This is a genomic window from Micromonospora sp. NPDC023633, assembly GCF_040640035.1.
Lineage (GTDB): Bacteria > Actinomycetota > Actinomycetes > Mycobacteriales > Micromonosporaceae > Micromonospora.
Genome location: NZ_JBFABB010000067.1, coordinates 16,598 through 37,174, shown reverse-complemented (window position 1 = coordinate 37,174; position 20,577 = coordinate 16,598). Strand labels below are relative to the sequence as shown.

General features: G+C 75.0%; 19 protein-coding genes and 1 pseudogene. 9 read left to right on the top strand and 11 right to left on the bottom strand.

Annotation, left to right across the window (positions count from 1 at the left end):
- The 6 genes and pseudogenes from AB0G13_RS21045 to AB0G13_RS21020 all read right to left on the bottom strand — a co-directional run.
- On the bottom strand, positions 1–313 hold a 313-nt coding region (locus tag AB0G13_RS21045), incomplete at its 3' end, for a Trp biosynthesis-associated membrane protein (protein WP_357876594.1).
- Positions 310–1,899: an anthranilate synthase component I gene (locus AB0G13_RS21040; RefSeq protein ID WP_357876592.1), complete on the bottom strand. Its 1,590-nt coding sequence runs from the start codon at positions 1,897–1,899 to the stop codon at positions 310–312. The genes AB0G13_RS21040 and AB0G13_RS21045, both read right to left, overlap by 4 nt.
- Positions 1,896–2,333 carry a phosphoribosyl-AMP cyclohydrolase gene (gene hisI / locus AB0G13_RS21035; protein WP_357876604.1) on the bottom strand — a complete coding sequence of 146 codons (438 nt, stop codon included), beginning with the start codon at positions 2,331–2,333 and terminating at the stop codon, positions 1,896–1,898. Before hisI ends, AB0G13_RS21040 begins: the two co-directional genes overlap by 4 nt.
- 180 nt (positions 2,334–2,513) lie before the next feature.
- Positions 2,514–3,110 (bottom strand): annotated as a pseudogene (locus tag AB0G13_RS21030) (phosphoribosyl-AMP cyclohydrolase); the annotation flags it as partial.
- Positions 3,111–3,288: 178 nt separating this feature from the next.
- Positions 3,289–4,293 carry an aldo/keto reductase gene (locus tag AB0G13_RS21025; RefSeq protein ID WP_357876590.1) on the bottom strand — a complete coding sequence of 335 codons (1,005 nt, stop codon included), beginning with the start codon at positions 4,291–4,293 and terminating at the stop codon, positions 3,289–3,291.
- A complete protein-coding gene (locus AB0G13_RS21020; RefSeq protein WP_357876588.1) occupies positions 4,290–4,676 on the bottom strand; it encodes a MerR family transcriptional regulator in 387 nt (128 codons plus the stop codon). The genes AB0G13_RS21025 and AB0G13_RS21020 overlap by 4 nt, the downstream gene beginning before the upstream one ends.
- 110 nt (positions 4,677–4,786) lie before the next feature.
- On the opposite strand from AB0G13_RS21020, the gene AB0G13_RS21015 reads away from it, so the two are divergent.
- The 3 genes from AB0G13_RS21015 to AB0G13_RS21005 all read left to right on the top strand — a co-directional run bounded on the left by AB0G13_RS21015 (position 4,787) and on the right by AB0G13_RS21005 (position 6,961).
- Positions 4,787–5,524 carry an ABC transporter ATP-binding protein gene (locus AB0G13_RS21015; protein ID WP_357876602.1) on the top strand — a complete coding sequence of 246 codons (738 nt, stop codon included), beginning with the start codon at positions 4,787–4,789 and terminating at the stop codon, positions 5,522–5,524.
- Positions 5,521–6,258: an ABC transporter permease gene (locus tag AB0G13_RS21010; RefSeq protein WP_357876586.1), complete on the top strand. Its 738-nt coding sequence runs from the start codon at positions 5,521–5,523 to the stop codon at positions 6,256–6,258. Before AB0G13_RS21015 ends, AB0G13_RS21010 begins: the two co-directional genes overlap by 4 nt.
- 94 nt (positions 6,259–6,352) lie before the next feature.
- Complete coding sequence (locus tag AB0G13_RS21005) at positions 6,353–6,961, top strand: TetR family transcriptional regulator (RefSeq protein WP_357876584.1); 609 nt, start codon at positions 6,353–6,355, stop codon at positions 6,959–6,961.
- Between the two features lie 27 nt (positions 6,962–6,988).
- On the opposite strand, the gene AB0G13_RS21000 is transcribed toward AB0G13_RS21005, so the two are convergent.
- Positions 6,989–7,747 (bottom strand): DUF2470 domain-containing protein, encoded by a 759-nt coding sequence (locus AB0G13_RS21000; RefSeq protein WP_357876582.1) that lies wholly within the window; start codon positions 7,745–7,747, stop codon positions 6,989–6,991.
- Positions 7,748–7,815: 68 nt separating this feature from the next.
- On the opposite strand from AB0G13_RS21000, the gene rpsD reads away from it, so the two are divergent.
- Entirely contained in the window at positions 7,816–8,427 is a 612-nt protein-coding gene (rpsD, locus tag AB0G13_RS20995) for a 30S ribosomal protein S4 (protein WP_357876580.1), read from the top strand.
- A gap of 58 nt (positions 8,428–8,485) precedes the next feature.
- On the opposite strand, the gene AB0G13_RS20990 is transcribed toward rpsD, so the two are convergent.
- Entirely contained in the window at positions 8,486–10,213 is a 1,728-nt protein-coding gene (locus tag AB0G13_RS20990; RefSeq protein ID WP_357876600.1) for an ABC transporter ATP-binding protein, read from the bottom strand.
- A 151-nt stretch (positions 10,214–10,364) separates the two neighbouring features.
- Positions 10,365–12,245, bottom strand: a complete 1,881-nt coding sequence (locus tag AB0G13_RS20985) for an ABC transporter ATP-binding protein (protein ID WP_357876578.1) — start codon at positions 12,243–12,245, stop codon at positions 10,365–10,367.
- Between the two features lie 147 nt (positions 12,246–12,392).
- Between AB0G13_RS20985 and AB0G13_RS20980 the strand changes: the two genes are divergently transcribed.
- The 3 genes from AB0G13_RS20980 (at position 12,393) to AB0G13_RS20970 (ending at position 16,065) form a co-directional block, all read left to right on the top strand.
- Entirely contained in the window at positions 12,393–13,022 is a 630-nt protein-coding gene (locus tag AB0G13_RS20980) for a TIGR03085 family metal-binding protein (RefSeq protein WP_357876576.1), read from the top strand.
- 123 nt (positions 13,023–13,145) lie between these two features.
- Positions 13,146–14,099 (top strand): terpene synthase, encoded by a 954-nt coding sequence (locus AB0G13_RS20975; RefSeq protein ID WP_357876574.1) that lies wholly within the window; start codon positions 13,146–13,148, stop codon positions 14,097–14,099.
- A 139-nt stretch (positions 14,100–14,238) separates the two neighbouring features.
- Entirely contained in the window at positions 14,239–16,065 is a 1,827-nt protein-coding gene (locus AB0G13_RS20970) for a long-chain fatty acid--CoA ligase (protein WP_357876572.1), read from the top strand.
- Positions 16,066–16,351: 286 nt separating this feature from the next.
- On the opposite strand, the gene AB0G13_RS20965 is transcribed toward AB0G13_RS20970, so the two are convergent.
- Positions 16,352–17,572 carry a low temperature requirement protein A gene (locus tag AB0G13_RS20965; protein ID WP_357876570.1) on the bottom strand — a complete coding sequence of 407 codons (1,221 nt, stop codon included), beginning with the start codon at positions 17,570–17,572 and terminating at the stop codon, positions 16,352–16,354.
- Between the two features lie 124 nt (positions 17,573–17,696).
- The gene (locus AB0G13_RS20960; RefSeq protein WP_357876568.1) at positions 17,697–19,154 is read right to left on the bottom strand and encodes a PLP-dependent aminotransferase family protein; all 1,458 of its coding nucleotides are present in this window, start codon (positions 19,152–19,154) and stop codon (positions 17,697–17,699) included.
- A 58-nt stretch (positions 19,155–19,212) separates the two neighbouring features.
- Here AB0G13_RS20960 and AB0G13_RS20955 point away from each other — a divergent pair, with 58 nt between their 5' ends.
- Positions 19,213–19,866 (top strand): hypothetical protein, encoded by a 654-nt coding sequence (locus AB0G13_RS20955; RefSeq protein ID WP_357876566.1) that lies wholly within the window; start codon positions 19,213–19,215, stop codon positions 19,864–19,866.
- Between the two features lie 241 nt (positions 19,867–20,107).
- The gene (locus tag AB0G13_RS20950; RefSeq protein ID WP_357876564.1) at positions 20,108–20,569 is read left to right on the top strand and encodes a hypothetical protein; all 462 of its coding nucleotides are present in this window, start codon (positions 20,108–20,110) and stop codon (positions 20,567–20,569) included.
- Positions 20,570–20,577: the final 8 nt, after the last annotated feature.

Below are 20,577 nucleotides of genomic sequence, written 5' to 3'. Positions count from 1 at the left end.
GCCCGCCCAGCAGCCGCCGCGCCCGGCCCCGGGTGGCGAGCACGGCCCCGCCGCCGGCCAGCCCGACCAGGGCCAACGCCGGCAGCCAGGGCAGCAGGCCGGCGCCCGTGCGGGCGTCGCGGACCGGCGGCAGCGGGGTGGGCCGGGCGGTCAGCTCGACCGCCCAGGTCCGGGTCGACGCCCACAGCGCCAGGCCCGCGCCGGCCACGCAGAGCAGCACGGCGTAGGTCAGCTCGCGCCGGCGCGCGCCCCGGCCCGCGTCCGTCGCGGCAGTCGTCCCCGGCTCCCGGCCGCGCGGCTCGGCGGCCGTCATCGGGCGGGCCGGAGGGTCTCGGCGGCGGCGATGGCGGCGAGCACGGCGGCGGCCTTGTTCCGGGTCTCCTGGTCCTCGGCGGCCGGGTCGGAGTCGGCCACCACCCCCGCCCCGGCCTGCACGTACGCCCTGCCGTCGCGCATCAGCGCGGTGCGGATGGCGATCGCCATGTCCAGGTCGCCACCGAAGCCGAAGTAGCCCACGGTGCCGCCGTAGAGGCCCCGCCGGACCGGCTCCAGCTCCTCGATGATCTCCATGGCCCGCACCTTGGGCGCGCCGGAGAGGGTGCCGGCGGGGAAGGTCGCGGCCAGCGCGTCGAAGGCCGTGCGGTCCTCGCGCAGCGTGCCGACGACGGTCGAGACGATGTGCATGACGTGGCTGTAGCGCTCGATGGTGGCGAACTCCGGCACCTCGACCGTGCCCGGGCGGCAGACCCGGCCCAGGTCGTTGCGGCCCAGGTCGACCAGCATCACGTGCTCGGCGCGCTCCTTGGGGTCGGCGAGCAGCTCCGCCGCGAGGCGCGCGTCGGCCTCGGGGGTGCCGCCGCGCGGCCGGGTGCCGGCGATCGGGTGCAGCAGCGCCCGCCGCCGCCCCTGGGCGTCGCTGGTCACCTTCAGGTGCGCCTCCGGCGAGGAGCCGACGATGTCGAAGCCGTCGAAGCGCAGCAGGTACATGTACGGGCTGGGGTTCGTCGTGCGCAGCACGCGGTAGACGTCCAGCGGGTCGGCGTGCGTGTCCCGCTCGAACCGCTGGGACAGCACGATCTGGAAGCACTCGCCGGCCCGGATCGCCTCCTTGGCCGCCTCGACGGCCTTCGGGTAACCGCCCTCGGGCGTACGGCTGCGCACCTGGCCCGCCGGGGGCCGCTCGACGGTCGAGACCATCGGCGGGATCGGCCGGGACAGCGCGGTGGTCATCGCGTCGAGCCGCCCGACCGCGTGGTGGTACGCCGCCGCGACCTCGGCATCCCGGTCCGGGTCGGACAGCGGCGGCAGGATCGCGTTGGCGACGAGGATCGCCGAGCCGTCGTAGTGGTCCAGCACCACCAGGTCGGCGGCGAGCATCATGCCCAGCTCGGGCACGCCCAGGTCGTCCTCGGTCAGCTCGGGCAGCCGCTCGAAGCGCCGGATCAGCTCGTAGCCCAGGTAGCCGACCATGCCCCCGGTCAGTGGGGGCATGCCGCTGGCCGCGTCCCACGCCGGGCCGGCGAGCGCCTCGACGGTCTCGCGCAGCACCCGGACCGGGTCGCCGGAGGTGGGCAGGCCCGCCGGGGGCCGCCCCGTCCACACCGCGACCCCGTCCCGCTCGGTCAGCGTGGCGCTGCTGCGTACGCCGATGAACGAGTACCGCGACCAGGCCAGGCCGGCCGAGCCGACGCCCTGCTCGGCGGACTCCAGCAGGAACGTCCCCGGGCCGCCGGCGAGCTTGCGGTAGACGCCGACCGGGGTCTCCGCGTCGGCGAGCAGCCGGCGGGTGACCGGGACGACCCGCCAGCGGGCGGCCAGCTCGGTGAAGGCGGCCAGGTCCGGGCTGACCGCGCCGTCGGTGCCGGACCCGCCGCGGGGCGTCGCGCGCTGCGCGGTCACCGGGCCTCCGCCCCGTCCCCGCCGACCGGCAGCTCGGTGAAGAAGCAGGTGCGGTGCCCCGTGTGGCAGGCCGCGCCGACCTGGTCGACGTCGACCAGCAGCGCGTCGCCGTCGCAGTCCAGCGCCACCGCGCGGACGTACTGGTGGTGCCCGGAGGTGGCGCCCTTGACCCAGTACTCCCGGCGGCTGCGCGACCAGTAGGTGGCCCGGCCGGTGGTCAGGGTGCGGTGCAGCGCCTCGTCGTCCATCCAGGCGACCATCAGCACCTCGCCGGAGTCGTGCTGGCGGACCACGGCGGCTACCAGGCCGTCGGGGGTGCGGCGCAGCCGGGCGGCGATGGCCGGGTCGAGCCGGGACGGACGGACCGTGCCGTCGGCCGCGGGCTCCTGCGGACTGGGGTGGGCGCCGGTCACGGGCGCGTCAGGTACGGGCACAGTGACCCATTGTCCCGCACGCGGGGCGGGCACGGGCGACGGCTCCCGCCGGGGCCGCGGCGGCCGGTGGGCGGGCCGGGTCAGCTGGTCGACGTAGCGGTCCAGCCGGCCGTCGGTCAGGGCGTCGGCCAGGTCCGCGCCGGCGGCCCGCGCGACCTCGGCGGCGTACGGGCGGATCAGCGGCAGGACGCCGGTGACCAGGCGGGCCGCGGCGGCGCAGAGCTGGCCGACGGAGCCGGGCCGCAGCCCGAGGCAGAGCAGCAGGTCCTCCCGGTAGTTCTGGGGCGCCACCGGCAGGTCGAGGGCGGCGGTGAAGGCCGCCCGCCGGGACGTCACCCGGACCGTGGGGTTGGCCAGCCGCAGCACGGACGGGCAGAGCCGGGCCAGATCGGCGGCGAACAGCCGGACGCCGAGGTGGTCGTCGGCGTCCCGCGCGCCGGCCACCTTACCGAGCGTCGCGATCAGCTCCTCCAGCTGCGGCTCGCCGGCGGGGTGGCAGAGCACCGGCAGGTCGATCCGGGGCCGCCAGTGCGGATCCGCCCACAACAGCCGGGCCGGCGCCGTGACCGGCAGCCCGAACGCCCAGTCGGCCGGCTCGCCGAGGCGGGTCAGCCAGGAGCGGACGTCGCGGGCGGCCACCGAGACGTGGGTCAGCCGGCCCCCGTGCTCGGCCAGGAACGCCCGGCGGGCGGCGTACGGGGCGCCGCCGAGCAGCACGTCGACGTCGACGTCGCTGTGCGCGGTGGCGGCCCGCCGGGCATGGCTGCCGCGCAGCATGATGCCCACCACGGGCTGCTCGGCCCCGGCCCGCAACCGGGCCGCCCATTCGCCCAGAAACCCCTCGTCCGGTGACGCAGCGTGACCCACGGCGCCATCGTGCCGTACGCCCGATCAGGGCGCAATGCCCGATGCCACGCTTGATGCCCGTTGGCGGACCCGCTGTCCGGTCCGAAGGCTAATGCCCGACCAACCGCATCGCCGCGTCGGGGTACCGTGCGCCGGCGACCGCGCCGGGCGGCACCGCCTCGCCCAGCCGGGCGCGCTGGGCGGCGGTGAGCCGGATGTCGGCCGCCGCCGCGTTCTCCTCCAGCCGGTGCACCCGCCGGGTGCCGGGGATCGGGAAGACGTCCTCGCCCTGGGCGAGCAGCCAGGCCAGCGCCGCCTGGGCGGGGGTGCAGCCGATCTCGTCGGCCACCGCCCGCACCTCGTCGACCAGCTTGAGGTTGGCGTCGAGGTTGCCCTCGGCGAAGCGCGGCGCCCGGGCGCGCCAGTCGTCGGCCGCGAGCTGCTCGCGGCCGGTGATCGCCCCGGTCAGCAGCCCCCGCCCCACCGGCGAGTACGCGACCAGCGCCACGCCCAGCTCCCGGCAGGTGGCCAGCATCTCGCCCTCGACGTCCCGGCTGAACAGCGAGTACTCCATCTGCACCGCGGTCACCGGGTGCACCGCGTGCGCCGCCCGCAGGGTCGCGGGGCTGACCTCGGACAGGCCGATCAGCCGCACCTTGCCGGCGGCGACCTGCTCGGCCATCGCGCCGACGGTCTCCTCGATCGGCGTCGCCGGGTCGCGCCGGTGCAGGTACCACAGGTCGACGACGTCCACCCCGAGGCGGCGCAGGGAGGCGTCGCACGCCTCGCGCGCCCAGGCGGCGCTGCTGTCCACGTACAGCCCGGGGCTGCCGGTGCCGCCGGTCGCGTCGCCGCGCACCCGGTTGCCGAACTTCGTGGCCAGGAAGACCTCGTCGCGGCGGGCCCGCACCACCGGGGAGAGCAGCTCCTCGTTGCGGCCGTGGCCGTACAGGTCGGCGGTGTCCAGGTGGTTGACCCCCAGGTCGAGCGCGCGGTGCAGGGTGCGGGTCGAGCCGGCGTCGTCGCCGGCGCCGTAGGCGAAGCTCATCCCCATGCAGCCCAGCCCGATCGCCGAGACCTCGGGCCCGGACGCGCCCAGCTTCCGGCGGATCATCGGCACTCCTCCGCCCGGCGGTAGTTGTCAATCTTGTAGTTGAGCACCTTCAAGTCCTCCTCCAGCTCGGCCATCCGGGACAGCACGCGGGCCCGGTGCGTCTCGAAGAGCGCCCGTCGGGCGGCCAGGGTGGCGTCGCCCTGCCGGGCCATTTCCGCGTAGCGGCGCATGTCCCGCAACGGCATGCCCGTGCGGCGCAGCCGGGTGAGCAGGAACAGCCAGTCGACGTCGCGTTCGGTGTAGCGACGGCGCCTGGCCGAGTCGCGCCCGACCGGGGCCACGAGGCCCTCCTGCTCGTACCAACGCAGCGTGTAGGTGGTCAGGCCGACCCGCTCGGCCGCCTCGCCGACGGTCAGGGTCGCCTCCCGGATGGTGATGTCCACGCCCTCCAGGCTTCCAGTTCGAGTGCACGCGAAGTCAACCGTTGCGGCCCGGCGGACATCTCCACTAGCGTCGAGTTCAACGCGTGATGAGTTTCTCCGGGGAGGCGCCGGTGGACGAGGCGATCGCCGTCCGCGACCTGGTCGTGGAGCGGGGCGGGCGGCGGGTGCTGCACGGCGTCAGCGCGTCCGTGCCACGCGGCGTGGTCACCGGGCTGCTCGGCCCGAGCGGCAGCGGCAAGACCACGCTGCTGCGGGCGATGGTCGGCGTGCAGGTGCTCGGCGCGGGCTCGGTGACCGTGCTGGGGCGCCCCGCCGGGTCGCCGGAGCTGCGCCGTCGCGTCGGCTACCTCACCCAGGCGCCGAGCGTCTACGCCGACCTGACCGTGCGGGAGAACGCGCGCTACTTCGCCGCGCTGCACGGCCGGGGCCGGGCCGAAGCCGACCGGGCGGTCGCCGAGGTCGGGCTCGGGTCGGCCGCCGGCCAACTGGTCGGCACCCTCTCCGGCGGGCAGCGCAGCCGGGCGTCGCTGGCCTGCGCCCTGGTCGGCGAGCCGGAACTGCTCGTCCTCGACGAGCCGACCGTCGGTCAGGACCCGGTGCTGCGGGCCGACCTGTGGGCCCGGTTCCACGCGATGGCCGCCGCCGGCACCACCCTGCTGGTCTCCAGCCACGTCATGGACGAGGCGGCCCGCTGCGACCGGCTGCTGCTGATCCGCGAGGGGCGGCTGATCGCCGACGACACCCCCGACGCGATCCGCGCCGCGGCCGGCACCGCCGACCTGGACGAGGCGTTCCTGCGGCTGATCAGGGCTGGCGCGGCGGGCGCCGCCGGACGGGAGGCGTCGTGAACCCCCGGATCCTGGCCGCCACCACCGGCCGCATCCTGCGCCAACTGCGGCACGACCGGCGTACCGTGGCGCTGCTGCTGGTGGTCCCGTCGGCGCTGCTCGCCCTGGTCCGCTCCATGTACGTCGACCAGCCGTCGACGTTCGACCGGGTCGCCCTGGTGATGCTCGGCTTCTTCCCCTTCGTGGTCATGTTCCTGGTGACCAGCATCGCGATGCTGCGCGAGCGCACCACGGGCACGCTGGAGCGGCTGCTCACCACCCCGCTGGGCAAGCTCGACCTGCTCTTCGGCTACGGCATCGCGTTCGGGCTGGCCGCGGTGCTCCAGGCGGTCGTCGCGTCCGTGGTCGCGTACGGGGTCCTCGGCCTGGACACCGCCGGCCACAGCGGGCTGGTGGTCATGATCGCCGCGCTGAACGCCGTGCTCGCCGTCGCGCTCGGGCTCTTCTGCAGCGCCTTCGCCCGCACCGAGTTCCAGGCCGTACAGTTCATGCCGGTCGTGGTGGTGCCCCAGTTGCTGCTCTGCGGGCTCTTCGTGCCCCGGGGCGAGATGGCCGGCTGGTTGCAGGCCGTCAGCGACGCGCTGCCCCTGTCGTACGCCGTCGAGGCGCTCCAGGAGGTCGGCGCCCACGCCGAGCCGACCGGCACGATGTGGCGGGACGCGGCGGTGGTCGCCGGCGCGGCGGCGCTGGCGCTGGTGCTCGCCGCGGCCACCCTCCGGCGGCGCAGCGGCTGAGACGCCGTCCTGGCCGGCAGGCGGAACCGGGGCCGGCCCACGGCGGTTCCCCGGGGGGCGACGACGAGACAGGACGACGGAGCGAAGGGCGGCGATGGCGCGGCGGACCGGACGACGACCCGGCAACCCGGACACCCGGCAGGCCATCCTCGACGCGGCCCGCGCCGCCTTCGCCGAGCGGGGCTTCGACGGGTCCTCGATCCGGGCCGTCGCCGCCGCCGCGCAGGTGGACCCGGCGCTGGTGCACCACTACTTCGGCAGCAAGGACCGGCTCTTCCTGGCCGCCATGCACGCGCCGGTCGACCCGGCCGAGCTGCTGCCGGGGGTGCTCGCGGGGGACCGCGCGGGTCTCGGGGAGCGGCTGGTGCGCACCTTCCTCGGCGTCTGGGACTCCCCGGCCGGCACCGCCGGCGTGGCCCTGCTGCGCTCGGCGGTGAGCAACGAGTGGACGGCCCGGCTGCTGCGGGAGTTCCTGGTCACCCAGGTGCTGCGCAGGGTCCTCGACCAGCTCGACGCCGACCCGGCCGAGCTGCCGCTGCGCGGCTCGCTGGTGGCCAGCCAGCTGATCGGGCTGGCCATGATGCGGCACGTGGTCCGGCTGGAGCCGGTCGCCTCGGCCGCCCCGGAGACGCTCGTCGCGGCGGTCGGCCCCACCGTGCAGCGCTACCTGACGGGCGACCTCGCCGAGGTCTTCGCCGGCTGACCGGACGGCCGGGACGGCGCCTCCCGGTCAGGCGTGGTCGGCGTGCCGGGGCGCGGCGTGGCGGCAGACCAGCGGGTGCAGGAGGCGGGTCAGCTCCGCCTGGCAGTCCAGCGGACGCGGGAACGCCAGCCGGACGCGCCGGCGGACGCCGGGTCGCCCGTGGGTGACCAGCAGGCCGTACCGGTCGATCCGGACCACCCGGGGCGCGGTGTCGGGTGCGCCGTCGGCGAGGCCGAGCTGGCGGCGCAGGTACCCGGCCACCTCGGTGGCGTGGTGGTCGGCGAGGTCGGCCAGGAGTTCGGCCTCGACCGCGTGCAGCGGGTCGGGCTCCGCCTCGGCGTACGCCTCCGGGTCGATGCGGCGGACGGTGTCGCCGCGTTCCCACCGGGCCTCGACCACCTCGAAGCGGTGCAGCCGGAACCGGGTGCCGACGTCGAGCAGGTCACCGGCCGGCTCCACGGCCGCGAAGTCCAGCGCGGCCCGGCGCTCCTCCTCCCCGTCCAGCCGGGCCGTCCAGCCGGAGACCCAGGCCCGGCCGAGGCTCGGCGCGCCGGCGGCGGGCGGCAGGTCCAGCACGTCCAGCACCAGCGCCACCTCGGATTCGCCGTCGGCGGGGCGCAGCGCGGCGGCGAGGTCGCTGACCACCGGCACCAGCAGCAGCACCCGTCCGTCCGGATCGGTCACGTGCCGGACCTGGTGCGGGCCGGGCCGGTGCGCGACGTGGGCGATGCCGGGCAGCCGCCCGGCGACGAGGGTGCGGACGATCTCCGCCGGGCTGGGCCGCATGGACGACTCCTTCGTAGGTTAGCCTTACCTAACTCGGAGACTAGAGCACCGGATCGGAGACGTCCAGCGTGAACCACCCCAGGCCCAAGGCCCGGCTCTCCCGCGCCCTCGGCATCCCGCTGACCCGCAAGTGCGTGCGGTACGTCGAGCGGCGCCCCTTCCCGCCCGGCGTGCACGGCCGGCAGCGCCGCAAGACCTCGGACTACCAGGTGCGCCTGCTCGAGAAGCAGCGCCTGCGCCACCAGTACAACGTCAGCGAGACCCAGCTGCGGCGCGTCTTCGACGAGGCCGCCCGCAGCGCGGGCAAGACCGGCGAGAGCCTGGTCGTGCTCCTGGAGCGACGGCTCGACGCGGTGGTGCACCGGGCCGGCCTGGCCCGCAGCATCTACCAGGCCCGGCAGCTGGTTGCGCACGGCCACTTCACCGTCGACGGGCGGAAGGTCGACCGGCCGTCGTACCGGCTGCGCCCGGGACAGGTGGTGGCCGTCCGCGAACGCAGCCGCACGTCCGTGCCGTTCCAGCTCGCCGCCGCCGGCGCCAACGCCACCGAGGGCCCCGGCCAGCCGTACCTGTCGGTGGAGCTGGCCGAGCTGCGGACCACGTTGCTGCGCGAGCCCGCCCGGCACGAGGTGCCGGTGATCTGCGACGAGCAGCTGGTGGTGGAGTTCTACTCCCGCTGACCGCCGCGCGCGGCCCGGCGCCCGGCCGGGCCGCGCGCCGCCGGTGCGTCGGGTCCGCTCAGCGCGTCTGCTCCAGCCAGGAGGCGTAGAGCAGGCCGTAGACCGACTCCGGGTCGCGGACCAGCTCGTCGTGCGGGCCGCGCTGCACGATCCGCCCCCGGTCCACCACGATCACCTCGTCGGCGGCCTGCGCCGTGGAGAGCCGGTGCGCGATCGCGAGGGTGGTACGCCCCCGGGTCACCGCGTCCAGGGTGCGTTGCAGCCGCACCTCCGTGGCCGGGTCGACCGCGCTGGTCGCCTCGTCCAGCACCAGCAGGTCCGGGTCGGCCACGTACGCGCGGGCCAGCGCGACCAGCTGCCGCTCCCCCACGCTCAGCGCCTCGCCGCGCTCCCCCACCGGGGTGTGCAGGCCCGACGGGAGCCCGTCCAGCCAGTCCGCCAGCCCCAGCTCGGTGAAGGCCGCCGCGAGCTGCTCGTCGGTCAGCTCCGGGCGGGCGAAGCGGACGTTCTCCGCCACCGTGGCGTCGAAGAGGAAGCCGTCCTGCGGCACCATCACCACCCGCGACCGCAGCGAGGCGAATCGGACCCGCTCCAGCGGCACGCCGGAGAGCAGCACCTGGCCGGCGGTCGGGTCCATCAGCCGGGTGAGCAGCTTGGCGAAGGTGGTCTTGCCGCTGCCGGTCTCGCCGACCACCGCCACCCGGCTCTTCGCCGGAATCTCCAGGCTGACGTCGTGCAGCACGGGCGGACCCCCGGGGTACGCGAAGCGCACCCCCGCGAAGCGGATGTCCAGCGGGCCGGACGGCAGCTCGCGCCCCTGCTCGCCCGGGTCGGCGACGTCGGGTTCGACGTCCAGCACGTCCAGCACCCGGCGCCAGCCCGCGATGGCGTTCTGCGCCTCGTTGAGCACCTCGGTGGCGATCTGCACCGGCTGGATGAAGAGCGTGACCAGGAAGAGGAAGGCGGTCACCTCGCCGACGCTCAGGGTGCGGTCGGCGCCGAGGTTCACCCCGAGCACCACCACGCCGGCCAGCGCCAGGCCGGCCGCCAGCTCCCCGACCGAGCTACCCATGATGCTGATCCTGATCGCCCGCTGCTGCGCCCGCCGCTGGCCGTCGATCGCCTCGTCGAGCCGGCGGGCCGTCCGGCCGGCGATCCCGTAGGCCCGGATCACCGGCGCGCCGACCACGCTCTCCCCGATCGCGCCGAGCAGCGTCCCCGTGCGCTGCCGGACCACCCCGTAGGCCCCGGCGAGGCGACGCTGGAGCAGCCGGATCACGAACACGGCGGGCAGGAAGGCGGCGAAGACCACCAGGGTGAGCTGCCAGGAGTACGCGAACATGACAAGCGTGGTGACCGCCAGCTGACCGAGGTTGATCACCAGGATCACGCCGCCCCACTGGAGGAACTGGGTGATCTGGTCGACGTCGCTGGTCACCCGGGAGACCAGCGAACCACGCCGCTCCGACTGCTGGTGCAGCATGGACAGGTCGTGCACGTGCCGGAACGCCCGGATCCGCACGTTGGCCAGCGCGGTCTCGCTGACCGTGAAGAGCCGGCGCATCATCAGGTAGCCGCAGAGCGTGGTCACCACCAGCACCCCGGCGGTCGCGGCGACCACCGTCCAGACCACGCCCAGGTCCAGGCCGCCGACGATGCCGTTGTCGATGCCCTGTTGCACCGCCACGGGGACCGCCGCCCGGCCGACCATGTAGACCAGGGCCAGGCCGAGCGTGCCGGCGAGGCCGACCCGCAGCTCCGGGGAGAGCGCCAGACCGCGGCGCAGCGTCTGCCAGGTCGTCTCGGGGGTCTCGGGCGTCTCGGCGTCCCCAGGCGTCTCGGCCGCCCCGGTCTTCCTTGCCGTGTCCGTGGTAGTGGTCACCGGGCCCGCCTTTCGTTCGCGACTGCGGGGCTCCGCTCCGCTGCACTCCTCGCGCTCACCGGTCCACCTCGATCTCCAGGCCCGACGTCAGCGGGGCGACCTCGTCGTACGTCTCGTCCTTGGCGTGGTCGACCTCGGCCTGCTCGTAGGCGGTGACCAGGTCGGCGTAGCCCGGCACCGTGGCCAGCAGCTCGGCGTGCGGGCCGCGGGCGAGCACCCGGCCCTGTTCCAGGTAGACCACCTCGTCGGCCAGCGCGATGGTGGCCTGCCGGTAGGCGACCACAAGGATCGACGCGGCCGGCTCGCCGGCCTCCCCCGCCGAGGAACGCAGCCCGGCCAGGATGGCCGCCTCCACCCGGGGGTCGACGGCGCTGGTCGCGTCGTCGAGGACCAGCAGGCGTGGCCGGCCCGCGAGCGCGCGGGCCAGGGTGAGCCGCTGCCGCTGGCCGCCCGAGAGCGAGGTGCCCCGCTCGCCGACCTTCGTGTCGAGACCGTCGGGCAGGGCCGCGACGAAGCCGTCCGCCTCGGCCAGCCGCAGCGCGGCCCAGACGTCGTCGTCGCCGATGCCCGGCCGGTCCAGGCTGACGTTGGCCCGCACCGTGTCGTCGAAGACGAACGGCACCTGGGCGACCAACGCGGCGTTGCCCGCCAGCGACGCGGCGGTGAGCCGGCGGACGTCCACCCCGTCCAGGCACACCGTGCCGGCCCTGGGGTCGACCAGCCGCACCGCCAGCGCGGCGATCGTCGACTTGCCGGCGCCGGTCGGCCCGACCAGGGCGACGGTCTTCCCGGCGGGCACGGTGAAGGAGACCTCGCCCAACACCTCCATGCCGGGCAGGTGCGCCTCGGCCGGCTCGTAGCCGAAGCGGACGCCGGAGAACGTGAGGGTGGCCGGGCGGGGCTGCGTCACGTCGAGCGTCGTGTCGCCGTACGACATCTCGCCGGTGGCGTCGAGCACCCGGCTGACCCGGTCCCAGCCGGCGACGCTGCGCGGCAGCTCGGCCAGCACCCAGCCGATGGCCCGGACGGGGAACGCCAGCACCGTGAAGAGGAAGGCGACGCTGATCAGCTCGGCGACGGTGATCTCGCCCTGCCGCAGCCGGACCGCGCCGACCACCAGCACGGCGAGGGTGCCGAGGCTGGGCAGGGTCTCCAGCAGCGGGTCGAAGACGCCGCGCAGCCGACCGACCGCCACCAGCGAGTCGCGCAGCTCGCCCGCGCGGGCGGCGAACCGGTCGGTCTCCTGCGCCTCCCGACCCATCGTCTTGACCACCAGGGCGCCGTCGAAGCTCTCGTGCGCGATGCCGCTGACCTCGGCGCGCAGCCGCTGGGCCCGGGCCTGCCGGGGGGCCATCCGGCGGGAGTAGGCGACGTTGAGGGCGAAGAGCGCCGGGAAGACCGCGAGGCCGACCAGGGCCAGCGCCCAGTCGGTGACGAAGAGCGACGCCACCGCGCCGACCAGCATCACCAGGGTGCCGACCGCGAACGGCAGCGGGGCGATCGGGTACCAGGCGGCCTCGACGTCGGAGTTGGCGTTGGACAGCAGCGTGCCGGTGGCGTTGCGGTGGTGCCAGGACAGCGGCAGCTCCAGGTAGCGGCGGGTGACCCGGCGCCGGTAGGCGGCCTGGAGGCGGTACTGCATGTAGCCCGCGCCGAGCCGGCGGCCGAAGATGCCGGCCACCCGCAGCACGCTGATGCCGAACAGCGCGACGGCCGCCAGGGCGAGCCCACCGACCCCGACCGCGCCGCGCTCGATCGCCGGCACCACCACGTCGCCGACCACGGCGCCCACCACGTAGGCGCTGGCCACCGTCATGGCGCCGAAGAGCACGCTGCCGGTCACCGCGACCGCGAAGATGCGCGGCTCCTCCCGGATCGCCCGCCCGAGGACGGCCAGCCCCCGAACCAGCACGTCCCGACTCGTCCTGCTCGCCACGCTCTCCCCTGCCGTAAGCCGCAATTATCTTCCTCATCCTTACCGGTCGGGGCCAGCTCCGCCGCCCCGGTCCGCTATGTCCACCGTCACGGCCGCCCCGGCCGACTCGGCGCGCCGGGTGCCCCCCACGCGCCTACGATCGGTGCCATGCCGCGGTACGCCCGATCGGAGCGCGAGGCGCTCGCCGACCTGATGCAGACGCTGGGACCGGACGCCCCGACGGTCAACGAGGGATGGACCACCCGCGACCTCGCCGCCCACCTGGTGCTCCGGGAACGCCGGCCCGACGCCGCCGGCGGCATCCTGCTCCCGCCGCTGCGCGGCTACTCCGAGCGGGTGCGCCTGCGCGTCGCCGCGCGCCCCTGGCCGCGCCTGCTCGACGAGGTGCGCCGGCCGCCGGTGTGGAGTCCCGTCAGCAACCCGGTCACCGACGAGCTGGCCAACACGCTGGAGTTCTTCATCCACCACGAGGACGTGCGCCGTGCCCGCCCGGGCTGGCTCCCGCGCGACCTGGCGGCGGGGCTGAACGCGGCGCTCTGGAAGCGGTGCGCCGGGCTGGCCCGGCTGGCGCTGCGCCGGTTCCCGGCCGACGTCTTCGTCCAGGCGCCCGGCTACGGCGAGCGCTCCGTCGGCCGGGGCGGCGAACCCGTGCGGGTGGTGGGCGCGCCGGGCGAGCTGGCCCTGTTCCTCAGCGGCCGGCAGCGGGTGTCCCGGGTGCAGATCGACGGGCCGGCGGCAGCCGCCGAGCGGCTCCGCGGCACCGACCTGGGCATGTAACGCCGTGTGCATAAGCAGCCACCGTCCGACCTGAGAAGGCGTCTCCCCAACGATCCCGGCCGATCCCTGCTGCCGTACGCTGTCCCGGCCGTCCCGTCGGGGGGCGGAGCGACAGGGGGCACCATGCGGACCTTTGCGGTCTCGGCGCTACGGGAACCCCCCTTTCCCTCGCGCCAGCACGACGCCACCGGACGGGTGGCGCAGGAGAGCACCGAGTGGGCGCTCGACCAGGGGCTGATCAGTAACGGGCACCGGCTGCACCGGCTACGCCGGGCCGACGCCGCCGGACTGGCGGGGCGGGCGTGCCCGGAGGGCCCGGTCGACGGCCTGCGGCTGCTCGCCGACCTGATCTCCTGGCTGTTCGTGGTGGACGACGCCTGCGACGAGGACGGCCTCGGCGACTCCCCCACCCGGCTGGCGCCGACCGTCGCCGCCCTGCTGGACGTGCTCGACGGGCGGGAGGGGCGGGCCGACGGACCGGCCACCGCGGCCGGGCCGCTCGGCGCGGCGCTGGGCGACCTGTGCCGGCGGGCCCGCGCCGCCGGCGGGCCCGTGGCGCTGCTGCGCTTCGTCGGCGAGGTGCGGGAGTACCTGCTGGCGCTGCTCTGGGAGGCGGCGAACCGGGAGCACGGGCGGGTACCGGGACTGGCCGAGTACGTCCAGATGCGCCGGCACACCGGTGGGGTCCACCCCAGCTTCACCCTCACCGAACTGGCCACCGGGGCGCCGCCGGGCGCGGCGCACCGCACCGAGCCGTCGCTGGTCGCCCTCGACCTGCTCGCCGCCGACCTGGTCTGCTGGTGCAACGACGTCTTCTCGTACGGCAAGGAGCACCTCGGCCGGCCGGACGTGCACAACCTGGTCGTGGTGATCGCCGCCGGGCGGGCGGACGGCGACGAGTCGTCGGCCCTGCGGGCGGCGGCCGACCGGTTCAACGAGGCCCTCTCGGCCTACCTGGCGACGGAGGCGGCGCTGCTCGCCACGGGCGACGACGGCCTGCGGGCGGCCCTCACCGCGCGGCGCAACTGGATCCGGGCCACCTACGACTGGTCGATGCGGGCGGCCCGGTACGCCTGAGCCGGACGGTCCATCCTCCGAGACGTGGCCCAGCCGTGATCGACAGGGCTAGCCGATGCCCGGGCGCAGGCAATACCCTTCGGTAACGAACACCGACGTGACCACGGTCACGTCTCCACCCCTGAAGGCGGCTACAGCGATGGCTCTCGATGTACCGTACCGTTCCATCCCCGACATGTTCCTCAAGCGCGTGGCGGCGTCCCCCGACCGCGACGCCTTCGCCCACCCGGCCCCCGACGACTCGGGGCCGGTCTGGCTGAGCTGGGAGCAGATGGCCCGTCGCGCCAAGGCGGTCGCCGCCGGGCTGCACGGGCTCGGTGTCGGCCTGGAGGATCCGGTCGCGATCCTGGCGAACACCCGGCTCGACTGGGTGCTCGCCGACCTCGGCATCATGTGTGCCGGTGGCGCGACCACCACCGTCTACCCCACCACGGAGCCCGACGACGCGACCTACATCATCGCCGACTCCGGCTCCCGGGTGCTGTTCGCCGAGAACCCGGCCCAGGCCGCCAAGATCGCCGGCGCGGACCTGCCCGCGCTGACCCACGTCGTGCTCTTCGACGGCGCCGCCGACCCGGCCGCCGCCGTCCCCCAGCTCACCCTCGCCGAGCTGGAGGAGCAGGGCGCCCGCGCGCTGGCCGCCGAGCCCGACCTGATCGAGATGCTGGTCGCCGGGATCGGCCCCGAACACCTGGCCACGCTGATCTACACCTCCGGCACCACGGGGCGCCCCAAGGGCGTCGAGCTGCTGCACGGCGGCTGGTGCTGGGAGGGCGTGGCGCAGGCCGAGCTGGGGCTGCTGCGCGAGAACGACCTGCAGTACCTCTGGCTTCCGCTGTCGCACTCGTTCGGCAAGACCCTGCTCTGCGGGGCGATCCACGTGGGCCTGCCGACGTACGTCGACGGCCGGGTGGACAAGCTGGTCGAGCTGCTCTCCGTGATCCGGCCGACGCTGATGTGCGGCGCGCCCCGGGTGTTCGAGAAGGTCTACAACAAGGCGGTGACGACCGCGCGGGACGCCGGCGGTGCGAAGGCGAAGATCTTCGCCTGGGGCGTGCGGGTCGGCAAGGAGAAGGTCGCCCTGGAGCAGGCCGGCAGGCCCGTCCCGACGGGGCTCAGGCTGAAGTACACGGTGGCCGAGAAGCTGGTGTTCAGCAAGCTCCAGGCCCGCCTCGGCGGCCGGATCCGGGTGCTCGTCTCCGGCGCCGCCCCGCTCAGCCCGGAGATCGCCACCTTCTTCGCCGCGGCGAACCTGCCGATCTCCGAGGGCTACGGCCTCACCGAGACCAGCGCCGGCAACTTCGTCAACCCGCCGGACGGGCTGCGGATCGGCACCGTCGGCAAGGCGATGGGCGACCTGGAGTGCCGGATCGACACCGACGGCGAGATCCTGGTGCGCGGCCGGCCGGTGATGCGCGGCTACCACAACCTGCCCGAGGAGACCGCAGCCGCGTTCACCGAGGACGGGTTCTTCCGCACCGGCGACATCGGCACGCTGGACGCCGACGGTTACCTGAAGATCACCGACCGGAAGAAGGACCTGGTCAAGACCTCGGGTGGCAAGTACATCGCGCCCTCGCACATCGAGGGGATGTTCAAGGCCACCTGCCCGTACACCTCGCAGGCGGTGGTGATCGGCCAGGCCCGCAACTACTGCACGATGCTGGTCACGCTGGACCCGGACGCGATCAAGGGCTGGGCCGCCGGCACCCCGCTGGAGGGCCGCGACTACGCCGAGATCGTCGCCTCGCCGGAGGCGAAGGCCATGGTCGAGGGGTACGTGGCCGAGCTCAACGCCAAGCTCAACCGCTGGGAGACGATCAAGAAGGTCGCCATCCTGCCGCGCGACCTGACCATCGAGAACGGCGAGATCACCCCCTCACTCAAGATCAAGCGCCGCGGCGTGGAGAGCAACTTCGCCAGCGAGATCGAGAAGATGTACGCGGGGTCGCTCGCCGAACTCTGAGCGCGCGACGCCGGTGGCCCCGCGTTCCGACGCGGGGTCGCCGGCCGCCCGGGTGACGGCGCCGGCCTCAGAGGTGGTGGCCCCGCCACCGCGTCTGCTCGACCTCGGAGGCGAGCTGTTCCTCCAGCACCACCTGCCGCCGTCCTCCACCTGCACAGTCTCCCAGCCGACCGGCAGGGCACAGGCCCGATCGGGCGGGTACGTCCCGCGCCGCCCGGCCATCGGCCGCCCGGGTCACAGGGGGGGCTAACCGGGCCGCGCGACGAGGTCGACGGACCCGGCGGGGTCAGTGGCCGGGCTCGGGCTCGGTGCCGTGCGCGGTCAGCGACGCGTCCCGCAGGGCGCGCCGGTCCTCGCCGAAGAGCCGCACCTCGGCCGCCACCATGCCGACGCTGACGACGGCGAGCATCGCGAGCGCGGCCAGCGCCGGCAGCCGGTCGGCCAGCGGTACCAGGGCGACCAGGATCAACACCGTCACCGCCCGTGGCCAGTTGACCGAGCCCATGGTGCGCAGCCGGAAGCCCAGGTGCCCGAGCAGGTAGAGCACCACCCCGCCGTAGAGGGCGTAGAGACCCGGGCCGTGCAGCGGGTCGGTGAGGTCGTGCGCGCTGCCGTCGCCCACGTACGACAGCACCTTCTTGAAGCCGAGCGCGAGCAGGATGATGCCGACCACCATCGGCAGGTGCAGATAGGTGTACGAGTCCCGGCCCACCGCGGCGCGGGCCGCCCCCTCGGCCCGGTGCAGCACCTGCTCCGCCGCGATGGCCACCACGTCGAAGTACGCCCACCACAACGCGGCCGTCACGGTGATGGCCAGCGCCGAGGCGACGATGATCGGCCAGGAGATCGGCAGGTGCGTGACGCCGACGCCGATGGCGACCAGGGACTCCCCCAGCGCCACGATGATGATCAGCCCGTGCCGCTCGGTCCAGTGCGCCGCCGAGAAGATCCGCCAGCCGCCCGCGCCGATGGCCATGATCCCGCCGTAGTCCGCGGCCAGCGCGAGCACCCACATCGCCGTACGGATGGTGGAGACCCGGGCCGGGTCGTCGGCGAGCTGCTGCGGCAGCAACGCGGCGGAGAAGAGCAGCAGCGCCCCGCCCAGCATGGGCAGCACCGCCCGCCGCAACTGCCGGCGCAGCCCCTCGTCGCCGCGCGCGCCGTGCCAGTAGATCACCAGGTGCAGCACCCGGACGACGAGGTAGCAGGTGGCGAAGACGACCGGCCCGGAGAGCCCGCCGGGCAGGTCGTCGAAGGCCTCCGGAATGGTCACCGCGACCACGAACATGGCGGCCATGACCGCGAACAGAGCCACCCGAACGATGCCCTCGTCGGCCCGGACCGTGTTGCCGAGCCACGCGTAGCAGCACCAGCACCACCAGAGCAGCACCAACACCAGCAGGCCACGCAGCAATCCACGCGCGGTCAGGTCGTCGGCCATCAGGGCGGTCACCTGGGTGAGCGCGTAGACGAAGACCAGATCGAAGAAGAGTTCGAGCGGGGTCACGGTGGACCCTTCCCTCATTACCCGCATGTGCGGCGCGCGCCGCCTCCTACCACCAGTTGCCACGGCGCACAGTCTGGCAGCCGCCCGCGGTGGAGGGTCTCCCGGCCGGTTCGGCGTCCCGGCGTCAGGCGATGACCGTCGGTTCCCGCCACTGCGACCGACCGCCCCGGTCCAGGTCGTACCGGACGGCGGCGATGCGGCCGACCGCCTCGACCAGGTCCGCGGCCGGCAGGGTGAACGGCAGCCGCAGGAAGCGCTCCAACGTGCCGTCCAGGCCGAACCGGGGGCCGGGCGCCAGGCGTACGCCGACCTCCTCGGCGGCCCGGGCCAGCGCGCTGGAGATCGGCCCGTCGAGTTCGGCCCAGAGGGTCACCCCGCCGTGCGGGACGGTGACCCGCCACTCGGGCAGGCGCTGCGCGAGCGCCGCCAGCAGCGCGTCGCGCTGGGCGGTCAGCTGGGCCCGGCGCGCGGCGACGATGGCCGGCGCGTCGGTGAGCAGGTGGACCGCGACCAGCTGGTCCAGGACCGGGCTGGCCATGTCGACGCCGACCCGGGCGGCGGCGAGCCGCTGCACCTGCGGGGCGGAGGCGCGGACCCAGCCGATCCGCAGGCCGCCCCAGAACGGCTTGCTCATCCCGCCGATGGTCACCACCCGGGAGTGCCGGTCGAAGCTGGCGGTCGGCGGGGGCAGCACCGTCCCGTCCAGCGGCAGGTCCACGAAGGACTCGTCGACGACCAGGTCGGTGCCGACGGCGTGCGCCGTGGCCACCACCCGCTCCCGCAGTGCCGCCGGCATCAGGTGCCCGGTCGGGTTCTGGAAGTCCGGGATCAGGTACGCCAGCTTGGGCCGGGCCTGCCGGAGGCCGCCGAGCAGCAGGTCGGCGTCCCAGCCGGGCTCCTCGACGGCCAGGCCGTGGGTGGTGATCCGGGCCCGGCGGGCGGCCAGCGCGGCGAGCGCGTTCGGATAGCTGGGCGACTCGACCAGCACGTTGCCGCCGGGGGCGAGGGCCAGGCGGAGCACCAGGTCCAGGGCGTGCTGGGTGCCGTTGGTGACCATGATCTGGTCGGGCGAGGTGGGCAGGCCCCGGTCGGTGTAGGCGCGGGACACCGCCTCGCGCAGCTCGATGATCCCGGTCGGGTGGTAGCCGGCGCCGCCCAGGTAGCGGGGCAGGTCCTCGGCCGCCGCGCGGGCGGCCGGCAGCAGCTCCGGCGGCGCGGCGAGCGCGGCGACCCCCAGATCGATCATGTCCCGGTCGTCCAGCGGGGTCCAGAGCCCGGTGCTCGCCACCCGGTGGGTGCCCGGCAGCATCGTCCAGCTGCCGGCACCCCGCCGGCTGGCGAGGTGCCCGCTCTCCCGCAGCTCCCGGTACGCGGCCGTGACCGTGGTCCGGCTGATCTTCAGCGCCTCGGCCAACTCCCGCTCGGCGGGCAGCCGCACGCCCAGCGGCAGCCGGCCGTCGGCGAGCAGCCCGCGGACGGCGCCGGCCAGGGCGGCGTAGTCCGGGCTGCGCCGGCGGCCGGGAAGCGCATGCCACTGACCGAGGAGCCGGGCCAATTGGACACCCCGAACCTGACTCGTCATGGCCACTCCTCCAGGATTGGCTCTTACGTCGCGCCAATTGGCCTTTAGCCTGGCATGGGTGACACCGATTGGCAATCTCCGGCATCGCCCCGCGCGGCGGCTCACCCAGCTCTACGCGGGCCTCGTCCTCTACGGCGTGAGCATGGCCCTGATGATCAACTCGGAGCTGGGCCTGGACCCGTGGGACGTGTTCCACCAGGGCCTGTCCGAGCTGACCGGGCTCTCCTTCGGCACCGTCACCATCGCGGTCGGCACGCTGGTGCTGCTGCTCTGGATACCCCTGCGTCAGCGCCCCGGCCTCGGCACGGTCAGCAACGTCCTGGTGATCGGGCTGGTGGTGGACGCGACGCTCGCGCTGCTGCCGGCCGGCGGCTCGCTGGGCGTACGGGCCGGGATGCTGGTCGCCGGCATCGTGGCCAACGGGGCGGCGACGGGCCTCTACCTCGGCGCCCGTCTCGGGCCCGGTCCCCGCGACGGCCTGATGACCGGCTACGTCGCCCGCCGGCCCGGCCGCTCGATCCGGCTCGTCCGCACCGTCATCGAGATCACGGTGCTGGCGCTGGGCTGGCTGCTCGGCGGGACGGTGGGCGTCGGCACGGTCGCCTACGCGCTGGCCATCGGCCCGCTGACCCAGGTCTTCCTGCCGCTGTTCACCGTCCCCGGGCCACAGCACCCCGCCCCGGGCCCGGCCACGCCGCTGCCCACCGCCTGACCCGCCCGGCCACGCCGCTGCCCGCCTGACACGGCCGGCGCGGTGCCGCTGGCGGCGGCCTGACGCGGCCGGCGCCTGGCGCGCCCCGCGCACCCGCCGCCCGCCGTGGCCCGCGCGGTGCCCGCCCGATCGACCGGGGTGCCCCCGCACCACCCCGAGCCCCGTCCGCGACGACCCCTGTCCGGGACGCGGGCCGAACGCCGGTGTTCCCTTCGGACGCGACGCCCGGCAGAATCCTCGCATGGGGGAGAACGGATGGCGCTGGAGCGATGCCTGGATCTTCGTCTCGGTGGTGATCGCCAGCGGTGCGGGACGGCACCGCCGCGCGGCGTCCAGCCGCCGCCCCGAGGGCGTCCGCCTCGCCGACGTGCTCTCCACCGCCGACCACCTCAACCAGGCGATCCCCGAACGGCACGAGGTGGAGGCGGCGGTCCGTCGCCTCGTCGGGGCCGGGCTGGTCAGCGTCACCGACGGCTGGTTCCGGATCACCGCCGACGGTGAGCGCCTCTGGCGCACCCGGCCGAGCGCCGGGCTGGCCACCACGGTCGACACCGTGCAGGGCGTACTGGCCCGGCGGCACGCCCCGGTCAGCGCGGAGTGGCACCTGGACGAGGCCGACCACGCCGCCGCCGTCCAGGAGTACGTGGTGCGGTCGATCCCGGCGCCCCGGCGTTCCCCCGAGAACCGGTCCCGCCGGGACTGACCGGCCGC

Excerpts from the sequence above, each read along its gene's own strand:
- AB0G13_RS20980 (WP_357876576.1), top strand. The coding sequence starts at position 12,393 with ATGCCGCGGTACGCCCGATCGGAGCGCGAGGCGCTCGCCGACCTGATG.
- AB0G13_RS21005 (WP_357876584.1), top strand. The coding sequence starts at position 6,353 with ATGGCGCGGCGGACCGGACGACGACCCGGCAACCCGGACACCCGGCAG.
- AB0G13_RS20950 (WP_357876564.1), top strand. The coding sequence starts at position 20,108 with ATGGGGGAGAACGGATGGCGCTGGAGCGATGCCTGGATCTTCGTCTCG.
- AB0G13_RS20975 (WP_357876574.1), top strand. The coding sequence starts at position 13,146 with ATGCGGACCTTTGCGGTCTCGGCGCTACGGGAACCCCCCTTTCCCTCG.
- AB0G13_RS21000 (WP_357876582.1), bottom strand. The coding sequence starts at position 7,747 with ATGCGGCCCAGCCCGGCGGAGATCGTCCGCACCCTCGTCGCCGGGCGG.
- AB0G13_RS20970 (WP_357876572.1), top strand. The coding sequence starts at position 14,239 with ATGGCTCTCGATGTACCGTACCGTTCCATCCCCGACATGTTCCTCAAG.
- AB0G13_RS20960 (WP_357876568.1), bottom strand. The coding sequence starts at position 19,154 with ATGACGAGTCAGGTTCGGGGTGTCCAATTGGCCCGGCTCCTCGGTCAG.
- AB0G13_RS21025 (WP_357876590.1), bottom strand. The coding sequence starts at position 4,293 with ATGATCCGCCGGAAGCTGGGCGCGTCCGGGCCCGAGGTCTCGGCGATC.